This is a genomic window from Halorientalis pallida, from assembly GCF_004118325.1.
GTDB classification, from domain to species: domain Archaea; phylum Halobacteriota; class Halobacteria; order Halobacteriales; family Haloarculaceae; genus Halorientalis; species Halorientalis pallida.
Genome location: NZ_RDFA01000007.1, coordinates 50,885 through 65,878 on the forward strand (window position 1 = coordinate 50,885; position 14,994 = coordinate 65,878).

General features: G+C 65.5%; 12 protein-coding genes. 5 read left to right on the forward strand and 7 right to left on the reverse strand.

The annotated features are described in order from the left end of the window. Positions 1-67 precede the first annotated feature (67 nt). The 3 genes from EAF64_RS17340 to EAF64_RS17350 all read right to left on the reverse strand — a co-directional run bounded on the left by EAF64_RS17340 (position 68) and on the right by EAF64_RS17350 (position 4,685). Positions 68-976 (reverse strand): serine/threonine-protein kinase RIO2, encoded by a 909-nt coding sequence (locus tag EAF64_RS17340; RefSeq protein WP_129070244.1) that lies wholly within the window; start codon positions 974-976, stop codon positions 68-70. Between the two features lie 254 nt (positions 977-1,230). Further along, positions 1,231-2,997: a nitrite/sulfite reductase gene (locus EAF64_RS17345; protein ID WP_129070245.1), complete on the reverse strand. Its 1,767-nt coding sequence runs from the start codon at positions 2,995-2,997 to the stop codon at positions 1,231-1,233. Between the two features lie 368 nt (positions 2,998-3,365). Next, complete coding sequence (locus tag EAF64_RS17350) at positions 3,366-4,685, reverse strand: MFS transporter (RefSeq protein WP_129070246.1); 1,320 nt, start codon at positions 4,683-4,685, stop codon at positions 3,366-3,368. Between the two features lie 574 nt (positions 4,686-5,259). Between EAF64_RS17350 and nasA the strand changes: the two genes are divergently transcribed. Continuing rightward, positions 5,260-7,356: an assimilatory nitrate reductase NasA gene (gene nasA / locus EAF64_RS17355; RefSeq protein ID WP_129070247.1), complete on the forward strand. Its 2,097-nt coding sequence runs from the start codon at positions 5,260-5,262 to the stop codon at positions 7,354-7,356. Between the two features lie 48 nt (positions 7,357-7,404). Continuing rightward, a complete protein-coding gene (locus EAF64_RS17360) occupies positions 7,405-8,220 on the forward strand; it encodes a lipoate--protein ligase family protein (RefSeq protein WP_129070248.1) in 816 nt (271 codons plus the stop codon). Here EAF64_RS17360 and EAF64_RS17365 read toward each other — a convergent pair. Then, positions 8,217-8,750, reverse strand: coding sequence for a peroxiredoxin family protein (locus EAF64_RS17365; RefSeq protein ID WP_129070249.1), 534 nt, complete (start codon positions 8,748-8,750; stop codon positions 8,217-8,219). The two genes, EAF64_RS17360 and EAF64_RS17365, sit on opposite strands and share 4 nt — an antisense overlap. 307 nt (positions 8,751-9,057) lie before the next feature. Here EAF64_RS17365 and EAF64_RS21150 point away from each other — a divergent pair, with 307 nt between their 5' ends. The 3 genes from EAF64_RS21150 to EAF64_RS17380 all read left to right on the forward strand — a co-directional run bounded on the left by EAF64_RS21150 (position 9,058) and on the right by EAF64_RS17380 (position 12,129). Next, entirely contained in the window at positions 9,058-9,753 is a 696-nt protein-coding gene (locus EAF64_RS21150; RefSeq protein WP_193767742.1) for a hypothetical protein, read from the forward strand. 110 nt (positions 9,754-9,863) lie between these two features. After that, positions 9,864-11,003, forward strand: coding sequence for a glycosyltransferase family 4 protein (locus EAF64_RS17375; RefSeq protein ID WP_129070250.1), 1,140 nt, complete (start codon positions 9,864-9,866; stop codon positions 11,001-11,003). 172 nt (positions 11,004-11,175) lie between these two features. Further along, a complete protein-coding gene (locus EAF64_RS17380) occupies positions 11,176-12,129 on the forward strand; it encodes a DUF1616 domain-containing protein (RefSeq protein ID WP_129070251.1) in 954 nt (317 codons plus the stop codon). 40 nt (positions 12,130-12,169) lie between these two features. On the opposite strand, the gene EAF64_RS17385 is transcribed toward EAF64_RS17380, so the two are convergent. From EAF64_RS17385 to EAF64_RS17395, 3 genes are read right to left on the reverse strand one after another with little or no spacing between them, the layout of a single operon-like run. Next, positions 12,170-13,138 carry a glycosyltransferase family 4 protein gene (locus tag EAF64_RS17385; protein WP_129070252.1) on the reverse strand — a complete coding sequence of 323 codons (969 nt, stop codon included), beginning with the start codon at positions 13,136-13,138 and terminating at the stop codon, positions 12,170-12,172. Then, complete coding sequence (locus EAF64_RS17390) at positions 13,135-14,424, reverse strand: glycosyltransferase family 4 protein (protein ID WP_129070253.1); 1,290 nt, start codon at positions 14,422-14,424, stop codon at positions 13,135-13,137. Before EAF64_RS17390 ends, EAF64_RS17385 begins: the two co-directional genes overlap by 4 nt. Continuing rightward, the gene (locus EAF64_RS17395) at positions 14,421-14,963 is read right to left on the reverse strand and encodes a metal-dependent hydrolase (RefSeq protein WP_129070254.1); all 543 of its coding nucleotides are present in this window, start codon (positions 14,961-14,963) and stop codon (positions 14,421-14,423) included. Before EAF64_RS17395 ends, EAF64_RS17390 begins: the two co-directional genes overlap by 4 nt. Between the last annotated feature and the right edge of the window lie 31 nt (positions 14,964-14,994).

Genomic DNA, 14,994 nt, shown 5'->3' on the forward strand with positions numbered 1-14,994 from the left:
GGTGGTGTCTCCGTCGATACAGGGCGTTACGGGTCGCCTACTGGGAGAAACGCGCCGATATCGGCGATCACTCGCGGTGCTCGTCGACGGTTTCGAAGCGGCTCTCGGCGACGGCGGCCGTGACGGCGTCGGTGACCACGTCGTCGACGTGTTTCGGGTACTTCCGGCGGACGTAGCCGACGATGTTCTCCACGTCGCGGGCGAGGAGTTCGCGGCTGTTCTCGTGGTCGGTCGGGACCGCCTGGGGCCAATCGAAGACGGTCACGCCCTCGCTCCCGACGAAGACGTTGTACTCGCTCATGTCGGCGTGGACGTAGCCCTCGTCGTACGCTGTCGCGAGCTCCGCGAGGATCAGGTCCAGGATCGGCACGACCTGTTCGGGTTCGAGTCGCGTCCGGGAGAGTTCGGTGGCGTCGATCTTCTCCATCACGATGGCGTGGCGGTTCTGATCGATCGGGCGCGGGACGCTCACGTCGGGATAGAGGGTTTCGAGGGCGTCGTACTCCCGTTCGGCCGCTTTGCGGGCGGTGTACTGCCAGGAGACGTGGTCGCGGTCCGACGTGTAGTCGCGCTCTTTCATCACTTCCCGGAAGTTCGTGTACCCCTCGCGGTGGTACTTCAGGGCCAGGGGCTTGTAGGAGCGGACCTCGTACACGTCGCTTTCCTTGCCAACGCCCAGCGGCGCGCCGAACTCCTCGACGCTGTCGCGTTCGATGAAGGTGTGCAAGGCGAGGGCGTCGTAGCCCTCGAAGGTGAGCTTGAACCCCTGGTACTGGATCGTCTTTCGCTCGATCAACCCCCGATCCTCACACCGGTCGAGCCGGTAGTCGACGTTCTCCGGCGAGAGTCGCGAGAACTCGGGCAACTTTCCCCGTGCCACCCACTCCGAGAACCGCATCCCCTGCTCGATTCCCGAGAGCAGGTGGAAATCCTCGGGTTCGAGCTCCCGCATCAGCGGCGCGACGTTTTCGACCATTAGCCGTCCGTAGCGGGCCGGTCGGTAAAAGCCCGACGCGTCCGCCCGCTGGCGGCCGTAAATTCCATTCCGCTATATCGAATTCCGGCTGTGCCCCTCGCGAGTCACAGGGGCATTCGAGAGGGCTCCGCTGTGCCGGTACCCGCCCGTGGAATCGCCACAGCCGGGGTCACGATACGGTCCTGCGGTCGGGCGACGATCCCTGCAGTCGAGAAAACAGTCAGCCAGGCCGCTGCTCCGCCGCGAGTGGGGGTTCAGTCGTCCGCCGAGATCGGTCGTCCGTTCTCGTCGGTCGGCGCGGGGCTCTCGCCCTCGTCGAAGGGGTACCACGACTGCTTGGCGTCGCCCAGGCACGGGTCCTCGTACCCCTCGACCTCTTCGGGTTCGGCGAGGTCGACGATGGTCTCGTGACCGGTGGCGTCGACCCACTCGCTGAAGGTCTGTCCCTCGGAGCGCAGCGTCGCGTAGGCCTCGACCAGGTTGGCGATCATGCCGGGAACCTCGTCGGCCGGGACGCGCTGGCGCACCCAGTCGATGAAGCTGGGTTCCTCGCCGATCCCACCGCCGACGCCCACGTCCATCGCCTCGACCATTTCGCCGTCCTTCCGGGCACGCATCCCCTGGAGGCCGATGTCGGCGGTCATGGCCTGTCCACAGTCGGCCGTACAGCCGGAGAAGTGCATCTTGATGCGGTCCACGTCGTCGGGGACGTCGACGTTGTCCCCGAGCCACCGCAACATGCGGGCCATCCGGGCTTTCGTCTCCGTGAGCGCGAGCGAGCAGAACTCCGTTCCCGTACAGGCCATCGCACCCTGAGTGAACGGGTTCGGCTTCGGCGAGTACGTGTCGAGGAACGGCTCGTCGAGCAGGCTCTCCAAGGCGTCGTCGGGCACGTCCATGACGAGCGGGTTCTGCCGGCGCGTCAGCCGGACTTCCCCGGAGCCGTACTCGTCGGCGAGGTCGGCCAGTTCGATGGTGGCCGCGGCCGGGAGCCGACCGACCGGCACCGAGAGCCCGACGTAGTTTCGACCGTCGGCCTGGTCGTAGACGCCCACGTGGTCGTGTGCGCCGAGTTCGGTGCTCTTCCCGGCGTTGTAGGTGTACTCGCCGCGGAAGTCCGTCCCGGCGGTCTCGAACTCGAAGTCCAGTCGGTCGGCCAGTTCCTCGCGGATCTCGTCGGTGCCGAGGTCGTCGACGAAAAAGCGGCCGCGGTTCTTCGAGCGGTTCGTCCGGTCACCCGCCTGGTGGTAGAACTCGACGAACGCCCGGACCGTCTCGACGGCGTGTGCGGGCCGGACGAACAGGTCGAGCGGGCGCGCCCGGCGTGGCTCCCGGCCGCCCAGTCCGCCGCCGACCCGGACGTTGAACCCCGTGGTCGGTTCGCCGTCGATAATCTTGCGGGCGGGTTCGAGTCCGATGTCGTTGATGGCGTCCTGTGCACACCCCTGCCGACAGCCCGAGACGGAGATGTTGAACTTCCGGGGCATGTTACAGAGGTCGTCGTCGTCCCGGATGGTTTCTTGAATCTCGTCGAGAATCGGGCGGGACTCGACGACTTCCTCGCCCTTCCCGGCGACCGGACAGCCGGAGATGTTGCGCATCGTGTCGCCGCCGGCCGACCGGGAGGAGACGCCGACCGACTCCAGCTTGTCCCAGATCTCGGGCACGTCTTCGAGTTTGATCCAGTGAAGCTGGACGGACTGGCGAGTCGTGAAGTCGACCCACCCGTTGCCGAATTCCGGATTGGCGACCGGCCCCTCGGCGTAGTCGCGGGCCACCTCACCGATGGCTCGCAGCTGTCCCGGCTCTAGGACGCCTCCGCAGTTGGTCAGGCGCATCATGAAGTACGACTCCTGTCCGTCACGCTGGTGGAACACACCCCAGAACTTGAACCGCGAGAACCACTCCTCGCGTTCGTCCTCGGGAATCGAGTCCCACCCCCGCTCCGCGAACTCGAGGAGCTTCTCGCGTACCTCGTCGCCGTACAGCTCGTCTTTGATTTCCTCTTTTCTGTTACCCATCGGTCGCCCTCACCGTGGTTCCACTTTGTTTAGTTATCGGGCCAAAGTTGGTCAGATCGTCACGCATTTCTCGATATATTCTCATACTACGAATTCAATAAGCCTATTCGTTAACGAATGGCCACTCTATCCGGATTGCGATGACAAACAGCCAGTCGGGCGTTCGAGCCCGGTTCGTTCGAGGCCGGATTCGGTATCTTCCAGCGGCGGGCCGGCCTGGCCGACATTCGTCCACCGTGTCGCGCGGTCGGTCAGACACGCCACAGTCTCCCCGTGGATGGACGGCTATACCGACAGAGGGAACGGCGACGGGTGTTGTCGACGACGCGAGAAAGAGTGAGACTCGGCGCTCGGCGCGTCCGTACGCGTCAGTCGTCGGCCGTGGCGGTGCTCTCGCTCTCGCTGATTCCCGTGAACCCGGCCGTGTTCGCGACCGTCGCGATCTCGGGTCTGAACACCCACGCGGACAGCACCACGATCGGGATCATGGTGAGCGCGGCGACGGAGTACCCCAGATGGAGGTTCGCCAGCCACGGCGCGGAGTAGAACAGCGGGTAGACGATACCGCCGACGGTCCCGACGCCGCCGACGACGCCCGCGACCGCCCCGGAACTGTTCGGGAACATCGCGGGCACCTGCGCGAAGATGGCGCCCTCGGCCCAGGCACACCCCGCCCCGACGAGGAAGCCGACGACGACCGCGTTCAGCAGGACGCCGGAGAGGCCAGCCAGCGTCATCACGAACATCATCACGACGATGAAACAGAGCCCGAGGAACGTCCACTGGCCCCGGTACTGGCCCTCGAAGAAGGGCAGGATGTTCTTCTCTTTCCGTGCCAGCACGTCGCTGATGTAGCCACCGAACGGACGGAGCAGTCCCGCCGCGATCGAGAACGTGGCGGCGAAGGTGCTCGCGATCACGAGGTTGTTCTGGTTGAACGCCTCGCGGTAGTACGTCGCGAGCCAGCCGTTCATCGAGAGCTCGAGGCCGAAGGACATGATGTAGGCGGCCGCGAGCACGACCGTCCCGTAGCGGGTGGCCGTGTAGATCCACCCTTTCAGGCTGGCGTTCTGTTTGGTCGCCTCGCGTTTCTCGTCGCTCTTTGCGGCCTCGCCGAGCGCGTAGTAGGCGATCGCGAGGAAGATCGAGACGATACCGGTGTAGAAGAAGGCCGCTCGCCAGTTCGTCGAGAACAGCGGTCCGCTCCACCCTTCACCGAACACGCGCGGGAGGATCAGCGCACCGCCGGCTGCCCCGGCGTTGCCGACCCCAGCGTAGATGCCTTCGGCCAGTCCGAGGTTCTCCTCCTCGAACCACTCGGCGACGTGCTGGATGCCGATGACGAACGTGATCCCGGCCGTCGCGACGATGAGCCGGGTCACGAAGAAGACCGAGTAGTCCTGCGCGAACGCGGAGGCTATCGAGAACACGCCGACGTACGCTAGGACGATGGCGAAGATGGCCGGCGCGCCGAACTTGTCCGAGAGCCAACCGGTCAGGATGCGACCGAACGGTGCCATCCAGATCGCCGAACTGGCGAGGATGCCGATTTCGGCCGTCGTGAGCCCGAACTCTTCGGCCATCCCACCCGTGAACGGCGCGAATGAAAACCAGATGAGAAAGGAAAAGTTGAATCCGATGGTCGCGAGCAGTAGCGTCCGGTACTTCGTCATCTTGATCAGTCCCATACTATCCCCTCCACGAACAGCGACGAACCACGCCCGCCCGACAAAACGGATTGCGTTTCGTGGACTTTGAATCTATTTTGTGCCATGTATGGCCACATTGCTACGGAATTCCATTAAGAACAGATGGTTATAGTCGTAACCATTTAGAAATCAGCAATTTTGATTCGTCTGGTCCACGACTGGACAATGTGGCCGTCTCTCGCCCGGTCTCGGCGTCGATTTTTTTCAATCTCGAAAAGTCGTCTCGACTGCCGTCCGTTCGTCAATCCGGAGCCGGGACACACCGCCACGTCCCGGTGAGGACGGGGCTCGACCCGGCAGTGCGTCGAAACCGACCCGGTGCCCGCGGTGCTCGAAACAAGAATAAATGTTCGTTCACGGCACTCTCTTATTTTCGCCAATCAAAAGACTTAGTGCGGAGATAATGCGACTATATTCTAACGCGGGCTGAAATTATGTACGAAAATCCACTCCCAACCGTCGCCTGTTCCGCCGTTCCGGGGTCGTGCGTCCACGAACCCGTCGAGACCGGGGGGCAACGCCGGTCGCCACTCAGCCGGGGTGCGGAACGACGATGACTCGATGGAAGCCCACGACGTGCATGCGGTGTGCCGTCGGCTGTGGACAGCTCCAGCGGGGTACGGACACGGGGTACGGTGTCGGTGACGTGCAGGGTGATCACCGACATCCGACGGCCGAGGGCCTCTCCTGTGAACGCGGGATCCGGGAGACGAAGGACCCGCGGGGGGAGTGGCTGACGGAGCCGCTCGTTCGGCGGGGCGACGAGCTCGTGCCCACGACGTGGGACATCGCGCTGGGGACGGTTTCGGCCGAACTGCTCAAAGCGACGGCCGACGACCCCGACAGCGTCGCCGTCCTCGGCAGTGGCCAACAGACCAACGAGGCCGCCTACGCCCTCGGGAAAGTCGCTCGCGGCGCTATCGGGACCCAGTACTTCGACGCCAACACGACGCTGTGCATGGCGTCGGCGGTGACGGCGTACTACCGGGCGTTCGGGAGCGACGCACCGCCGTGTACCTACGACGATATCCCCGAGGCCGAGACACACGTCGTCTGGGGTGCGAACCCGGCGGTCGCACACCCCGTGCTGTACCGCTGGATCCTCGACAGCGCGGCGGACGCGGGCAGTCGGCTCGTGGTGATCGATCCCGTCGAGAGCGAGACCTCCGCCGACGCCGACCGCCACGTCCAGCCCGAGCCGGGCACCGACCTCGTGCTCGCCCGTGCGGTGCTGGCACAGGTGATCGAGGACGGTGCCGTCGACCGCGAGTTCGTCGACGAGTACACCGAGGGCTTCGATCGGTTGGTCGAATCGCTGCCGGACGTCGACACGGCCGCGGAGACCGCCGGCGTCGCGCGCGCGACCGTCGAGGAACTGGCGGCGGCCTTCGACGCGCGGACGCTCCTGTACTGGGGCATGGGTATCAACCAGAGCACCCACGGGACCGACGCCGCACAGATGCTGCTCAATCTCTGTCTGACCACGGGGAACGTGGGACCCGGTACCGGCCCCTTCTCGCTGACCGGCCAGGCGAACTCGATGGGGACCCGCGTCTGCTCGTCGAAGGGGACCTGGCCCGGGCACCGGGACTTTACCGACGCGGACAACCGCGAACGCGTCGCCGAGGCGTGGGGCGTTCCGGTCGACACGCTCCCGTCCTCGACCGGCAAAGGGCCCGTCGGTATCGTCGACGAGATCAACAGGGGCCACGTCGACGTCTGCTGGACGGTCGCGACCAACCCCGTCGCCGGAATGCCCAACGCCACCAACGTCGAGCGGGCGCTCGACGACGTCTTCCTCGTCGTGCAGGACGCGTTCCGGTCGGAAACCGTCGAGTGTGCGGACGTCGTCCTCCCGGCGGCGACCTGGGGGGAGACCGAGGGGACGGTGATGAACATGGAACGTCGCATCTCACGAGTCACCGCCGTGAGCGACGTCGTCGACACCGTCCGGCAGGATCTCGACATCATCGCGGCGATCGGGAACCGCCTCGTCCCGGGGCTGTTCGACGACCCGCCGCTGGACCCGGAGGGAGTCTTCGACGAGATCCGCGACCTGACGGCCGGGACGCCGGCCGACGTCTCGGGTGTCACGTACGACCGCCTCGAAGCCGAGCGCGCGGTTCGCTGGCCCGCACCCGACGAGACGACCGAGGGCGGGTACCGGTACCACGACGACGGGTCGTGGTCGTTCCCGACCGACTCCGGGCTCGCACACTTCCTGCCGGCCAGCTACCGCGGCGTCCCCGAACCGACCGATCCCACCTATCCGTTGCTCCTGATCACTGGCCGGCGCGCCGGGGCGTACAACACGGGGGTCCGGAACGACGACGACACGGTGCCGAACGCCCGCATCCATCCGGAGACGGCCGGCCAGTACATCGACGTGGTGGACCGGGGACAGACCGTCGTCGAATCCCGCCGGGGGTCGGTCACCGTCACGCTCACGCCCGACGACAGCATCCCGACCGGCGCTATCTGGCTGGACATCCACAACCCCGTCGTGAACGAACTGACGCTCCCGGCGGTCGACCCCGACTCCAACGAACCAAACTTCAAGCAGTGTGCGGTCCGACTGTCGCTTCCGGACCAGTCCTCGCCCGTAACTCGTGACGGAGTCGTCCGCTCCGACACCATCGGCGACGACTGACCTGCAGCGGGGCACAACCGCTTTCCAGCCCCGGGGCCAAGGGCGGCTATGACCGACCTCGCCGACCGGGAGTGGCGGTTGATCCGCGAGGAGGCCCGAGACGGGCCGATGAACATGGCTCTCGACGAGATCGCGGCCGAGACCGCCGCTCGGGGCGGCCCGCGCACGCTCAGAGTCTACCAGTGGAAACCCAGCACGCTCTCGCTGGGGTACAACCAGGACGCCGATACTGTGGACTGGGACTACTGCGATCGCGAGGGGATCACCGTCACCCGTCGGCCGACCGGCGGCGGGGGGATCTACCACGACACCCACGGCGACGTCTCCTACTCGATCGTCGCGCCGGCCGCGGAACTCCCGGGGGATCTGATGGATTGTTACGAGCTCCTCTGTACGCCGATCATGGACGCGTTCGCGGACGTGGGTGTACCGGTGACGTTCGCCGACGAAAAACGACCCGCCGTCTACCAGCCGGCGTGTTACCTCCGAAAACTCCACCCGGCTCACGACGTGGTGTCGGCGACCGACGGGCGCAAACTCAGCGGCAACGCCCAGTACCGACGGCGAGACAGCGTCATCCAGCACGGGTCGCTGACCTACGCCGGACGAGCGGATCGGCACCTCGCGGTCTTTTCGGGCCACGACGTGCCCGTCGACGAATTCGAGGAGCGAGTCGGGGCCATCGAGGACTACACCGACCGTTCCCGAACCGAGGCCGTGGAATCGCTGACGGATGCGCTCGCGGCGTGGGCCGACGCCGACGACGGCGAGTGGACCGAGGCCGAACTCGCGAGTGCGCGCGACCGTGCAGAGAAGAAGTACGCCGCCGACTCGTGGACGCGTGACCGCGAGGATCCGACCTAGCTCATCCCGAAGCTCTGGGGTTCGTCCTGTAACTCCTCGACGATCGCGTCGTGGATCTCCCCGACCGGCGGGGTGTCACGGGTCGGGTCGAGCCAGTGGTTCGAGAGCCACTTGTACCGGATCCGACGGTCGGTATCGACGAGAAAGCAGGACCGGCGGGCGCGACTGGTGAGCTTGAACGCCCGGTAGCGGACGCCGAAGGCCTCGGCGATGTCGAGGTCCGGGTCGGCAAAGAGCGGGAACCCGAGGTCGAGATAGTCGATGAATCGCTTGTGGAGGGCGGCCCCGGATTTGCTGACGCCGACGACCTGTACCTGATCGCCAGTGGCGAACCAGTCGAAATCGCGGAACTCACACCACTCGTCGATGCAGTCCGGACTGAAATCGGCCGTGTAGAAGTTGACCAGGACCGGCTTGTCCCCGAGCAGGTCCGACAGTGTCGTCGTCCGCTCGGTCCCGTCTGGATCGACCAACTGGCCCGAAAAATCCGAAACGCGCTCGCCGACGGTGAGTCCCGTCGAATCTGTCATTCACGCCAGTACGGTCGACGTCGATAATATCCTTCGCCCGGTTTCGAGACGTGTAGTACCGGTCGTAGGATAGGGGGCCGTGAACTGGAAGCGACCACATCAGTCACTCGCGACTCTCGCCCGCAGACGAAATATACTGTGATTGTTATCATTCTCCGTTCCAATATTATCGAATGATAATCTACTCCATACGCTTTTGAGTGTACCTTCTACAATTTAGGATAATGATATTGGAATTGCCGGTCTACAATCAAACCGCGAGGAAGACGGGACTGCACCGTGATGTTACCACGGGGGCGACTGACCCATGAGCGGTGAACAACCGTCGGGGGAAGACGAGCAGTCCGCAAACGTGGACGGGTCCCAGACGGACAGTGACGAGTCGGCGGCCACCTCCGAGACCACGGTCGATCGGCGAACGGCACTCAAGGCCGGCGCGCTGACGGCTGTGGCTGGTCTTGGGGCTAGCGGATTCCTACTCAGCGGTGACGACTCCGGCGGTGACGTCCAGTACGGCTACGGTGGAACTCCCGTGGAAACGACGCAGACGACCGTCAGACAGACGCGGACGTCACGGAGTGCGCCGACTGGTCCGACACCGACGGCGACGCCGAGGACGAGGACCGACGAGGAGACCACGGCTGCGACACGTCGCACCACGACGACCTCACAGACCACCACGACCGAGCAGACGGAAACGTCCTCCACGACCGACACTCCCGCGACGACGACCGAACCCACCGAGACCGAGACGGAAAGCAGCGGTGGGTTTGTCGGTGGCGGCGGTGGTGGCGGCGGCGGTGGTGGCGGCGGTAACTCCGGAGGCGGTGGAAATTCGGGCGGTGGATCGACCACGACCACGCCAACTACGACGACCACGGATACTGCGACCACGACGACCGACGGAACGACGACGGTTACGACCACGACGGAATTGAGTACGGACGAGTACGGCGTCCAAGGATACGGCGAATACGGTTACGGTGGCGTCGCGCCCAACTGATCGAGTCGGTCGATCAGCTATTCTGGTGTAGCCGAGACGTCGATGGGCGAGTCGCTCGTCCCGATAGAGTTGTCGAAATAGCCAATACTATCGACACAACAATCTCTCGTGTGAACGTCGCGTTCGTCTCGAATGTCGTCTATCCCTTCGTCAAGGGTGGGGCAGAAAAGCGAATCTACGAGATTGGCCGTCGGCTCGCCACCGATGGCCACGAGATAACGGTGTACGGCCGCCACTTCTGGGACGGACCGGCGACGATGGAGTACGAGGGCATGACACTCCGGGCGGTCGCGCCGAGCGCGGACCTCTACGAAGGTGAACGCCGTTCGATCACGGAAGCGATCGATTTCTCCGTCCGTCTCCTCCCGGAACTGCAGCCGGCACTCTCCGAGCGCGAACACGACCTCGTCGTCGCGTCGGTGTTCCCGTACTTTCCCGTGCTCTCGTCGAAACTCGCCGGCCTGGGGAAGGGGGTACCGCTGGTGACGACCTGGCACGAAGTCTGGCGGTCGTACTGGTCCGAGTACCTCGGACGCCTGGCTCCGTTCGGCCGGGGCGTCGAGTTCGCGACTGCCCGTACGCCACAGCATCCGATCGCGATCTCGGAAGTGACCGCGTCGCGACTCGCGGAGCTCGGCCCACCTCGCGAGGAAATCGAGATCGTCCCCAACGGGATCGACGTCGATCGGATTAGATCCGCTCCAGTGCCGGACGACGGGTACGACGTTCTGTTTGCCGGTCGGTTGATCGAGCACAAGAACGTGGACGTGTTGCTCGACGCGTTCGACGCGGTCGGACCGGATCACGACGCGACGCTCGGTATTGTTGGAGACGGGCCGGAGTCTGACGCACTCCGGACTCACGCCCGGTCGCTGGACTGCTCGGACCGAATCGACTTTCTCGGCTTTCTCGACGACTACGACGATGTCCTCGGACAGATGCTGGCAGCGGACGTGTTCGTCTCTCCATCGACGCGGGAAGGGTTCGGTATCACGTTCGTCGAGGCGATGGCGGCCGACTGTACCGTCATCGCGGCCGAGCACCCGGATTCGGCCGCGACCGACGTGATCGGCGACGGTGGATTCCTCGTCTCGCCGACGGTCGACTCGGTCGCGGACGCCCTCGACGACGCACTGGGTGGTGAGCGACCGCCCGCCGACCCCGTCGACCGAGCGCTGCGATTCGATTGGGATCAGGTCACGACACGGGCTCTGGAGGCGTACGAACGCGCCGCGTTCGGCGGGTGGTGACCCCCCTTTCGGTCGGCGACGAAAGCACGAACTTTTAGATGCCACTCCTATAACGTAAGTTACAGACCCTCCGAGAGCAACCACCCGCCACCACACATGGATCGCCGACCGTATCGCGCCCGCGGCCGTTCCCAGTCGTCCCAGCAGCCAGCCGAACGTGTCGAGGTAACCGATGGGTGAGGACGAACACCCCGACGATCCGGTCGATCCCCACGGCCCGGGAGACGAGGACGAATCCGAGGCTTCATCGGACGACCAAACCGACGTTCCTGACCCTGCGGAGCGAGCCGGTCCCGATCCGATCTCTGTCGACGACGAGACGGGTAGCGAAGCGATGGATACCGACGACACCGACTCGGGCGATGAGGACGGCGAGGCGGTACTCGGTGGTCGAATCTCGGCGGCACAGCGGCAACGGGCGGAGCGAGCACTGACCTGGATCCTAGCTATCGCCCTCGCGCTCTCGCTGGCCGGCGTCGTCTACGTCGCGCTCGTCCCGCCCCAGTCCGGGAGCACCTTCTCCGAGTTCTACCTGCTCGGTCCGGACGGCAACGCGAGCGAGTACCCGACGACCCTCGCTCCCAATCAGACCGGGACCGTCGTCGTCGGGATCTCGAATCACGAACGGAAGTCCGTCGAGTACCGGATGCGCGTGAGCTTGAACGGGACGCAGACGGCCGAACGGACCGTTAGCGTCGCCGACGGCGACACGCGGGAGTTCCGGGTGAATCTGACAGCGCCGGCCGACCCCGGACGGTATCGGGTGCGGTTCCTGCTGTACAACGAGACGAGTGCAGATCCCTCCCTCCGCACTCGCCTGTGGATCCAGGTCCGAAACGAGAGCGTGGTTGGCAACGAGACGACACCCGGCAACGCGACTGCGCCGAACGGGTCGACAGACAACGCTACGACGCCGACCGACCGGTCCGACACCTCGCCGACACCTTCGACACTGACACCGGACGGCACGACGGGGACGGTGACGCCGGGGGACTCCTCTGGAACGCAGACAGCGGGTCCGAGTCAGGCCCCGACAGCGACGCGGACTGCCACGTCGACGCCACCGCCGGTTGACACGTCGACGCCGGACGGTTCCGCCAGTGTGACGACCGCTTCCAGCGGGTAGCTCGGTCTCGTGTCGTCGAGCGGAAGGTACCCCCGGTGACTCAGTCGTCGATCGCAGCCCGGTAGACGGCTTCCGTCTCTTTCGCAGATTGCTCCCAGGTGAACGTCTGGGCGCGCTCGCGGGCTTCCGTCGCCAGCGTCCGGCGTGCCGGTTCGTCGTCGAGGAGCCGCTCGATTTCGGTCACGTGCGTATCGAGATCCGTCGGATCACAGAGCACTGCCGCGTCGCCGGCGACTTCGGGGACGGAGTAGACGTCCGACGTGACGATGGCGGTGCCGGCGGCCATGGCCTCCAGAACTGGGAGGCCGAACCCCTCGTGCCGCGTCGGGAAGTAGAACACGTCGGCGGCGTGATAGAGGTCGACGAGGTCCGACTCGGGGACGAACCCCGGCGTTTCGACGTTCGTTGCGGTCGCCGGGATGCGCTCGTTCCAGCCACCGCCGGCGACGACCATCCGAGCGTCGAGGCGCTGGGCTACTTCGATCACGGCCTCGGGGTTCTTTCGCGGTGCCGCAAGGCTGACGTGGAGCACGAAGGGGTCGTCCGATTCGGTGTAGGGGCTCCGGTAGGTGTCGTCGACACCGTGGTGGACGACCGGGATCGGCGTCGCGTCGACGTGGCGTTCGAGGCGACTCCGGACGCTCTCGGAGATAGCGATGAGTGCATCGGCGCGCTCGAACAGCCACCGCTGGAGATAGTGATTGAGTTGGTACAACCGCGGGCGGACGGTGAGCGACGGATCGCCGGAGAAGTACAGGTCGTCCGTCGAGATGACCAGCGGCGTCTCCGAGCGGATGATCCGGATGAGTTTCGGGAACTCGAACTGGCGAATCGTCTCGCCCGTCAGGAAGTTGACCTCGAACAGGTGGACCACGTCGGCGTCGCGCCAGTCGTCGACGGCGATCACGTCCCGCTCGCCGAGGGCCGGTGCCAGTTCGCCCATGTACATGTGTTCGGATCCCCCAGCAGCGGTGAGGGTGAAAAAGTGGACGCGGATCGGATCGGTCACCGCCGGGCCACCTCCTCGTAGATGTCGTTGAAACGGGTTGCAATTCCACGCCAGGAGTACTCCGCAGCGCGGTCACGTGCTGCGTCGGCCATCGCTTCGCTGTCCGATGCCGACAACAGTTCGTCGATCCCGTCGACCAGACCCGACGGGTCGTTCGGTCGGACGACGTACCCCTGTTTCCCCTCGTCGACCAACCGTGATATACCGCCCACGTCGGTCGCGACGACGGGCGTACCGGCGGCCATCGCTTCGGTGACGGTCATCCCGAACCCTTCCTCTCGGGAGGGCAGGACGAACGCGTCGGCGGCGGCGTACAGTGCCGGGAGGTCCTCGCCGGGGACGAATCCGGGGAGCGACACGGCCTCGGCGACGCCGTTCTCCCGTGCAAGCTCTCGGATATCCGTAGTGTACTCCCCGTCGAGGTCGTCCTCGCCGGCGACGATCACTCGGAGGTCGTCGTAGCCCGCCTCGATCAACTGACTCGCCGCCCGGATGAGATCGTCGACGCCCTTTCGGGGCATGACGGTCCCGACGAACAACAGGGTCGGGCCGTCGCCGATACCGTAGCTGTCGCGGATGGCCCGCGTTCGTGCGTCGTCGACGTCGCCGAACCGCTCGACGTCGACGCCGTTGGGGACGACCGACAGCCGGTCGCGAGACACGCCGCGATCAGCGAACACGTCGGCGATGTCGGGATTGAGGACCGTCGTGTGTGCGACCCTGTTCGCCAGGTAGGTGTCGGGCGAGACGAAATCGAGCACGGCTGGAGCGCCCAGCCCGCCGTCTTCCCCCTCGACCTCGCCACCGTCGGCGGCCGGGGCGGCCTGGCCCTGCTGGTCGTCGGCCAGTGCGTTCATCCGCAACTCGCCGAGGTGGGCCGTGTAGACAGTCTTCTCGCGCAAAGAGGGGGCGACGGTCACCAGCACGTTCGCCGCGAACGGGAGGTGGACGTGCACGATGTCCGGATCGAGTTCGCGGACGCGCGAGAGTGCGACGCGGGCGAAGTTGGTCCGGTCACAGACGAGTCTGCCGAGTTTCATCGGTGACTCGACGGCTTCGTAGGGGACACGCTCCCAGGGTTCGTCGGCTCCGGTCCGGAGGTCGAACCGCTCGAACACGACGCCGTCGTGTTCGGCGCGTGCGTCGAGACCGCGCCACTTTCGCTCCAGTACTGTCACGTCGTGATTTCGTGCCGTCTCACGGGCGACGTTCCAGATGACGTTCGGCACCGAGCCACGGCCGTCGTAGACCTTCTCGTGGCCGTCGTAGACGTGGACGACGTTCATGCGTTCCCCCCGCCGGAAGCGCCTGTCCGTCGGTCACGCAGGCCCCAGTAGACGGTCACGAACGCGAGGAAACTCACCACGCCCGCCCCCTTGATGAAGCCGTAGGTGTTGTGTCCCGGTCGCGGGGCAGTCGTTCGCAGTGTGACGATCGGTCCCTCCCACCAGACCCCGAGCGGTCCCGCACCGAAGACGGTCCGGACGGGATACTGGAGTCCGATACCGGTCTCCACGAACGGGAACAACAGCGGGACCGGACCCCCGTCGACGAAGTCGAGGACGAGGTGGCTGGCGATCAACGCGACGACGACTGGACTGATCGCCAGTCGACCGCGGTACCAGTACTCGGCTCCCAGCACGGCGAGTGAGATCGGGACGATCGTCACGAGCGAGTGGGTGAGTCCGGGTACTCCGAGGAACTTGTCGAAGTCACCGAGCAGGCCGAAGCCCCCGAGTGCGACCGCGGCCGGCGACTCGAACACTTCGGGCCACCAGACGGCCGCGACCGTGATCGGCAGGAACAGATGGGTCAGAAAGTCCATACTGGTCCCCCCGGCGTCTCGACCCCTTCCT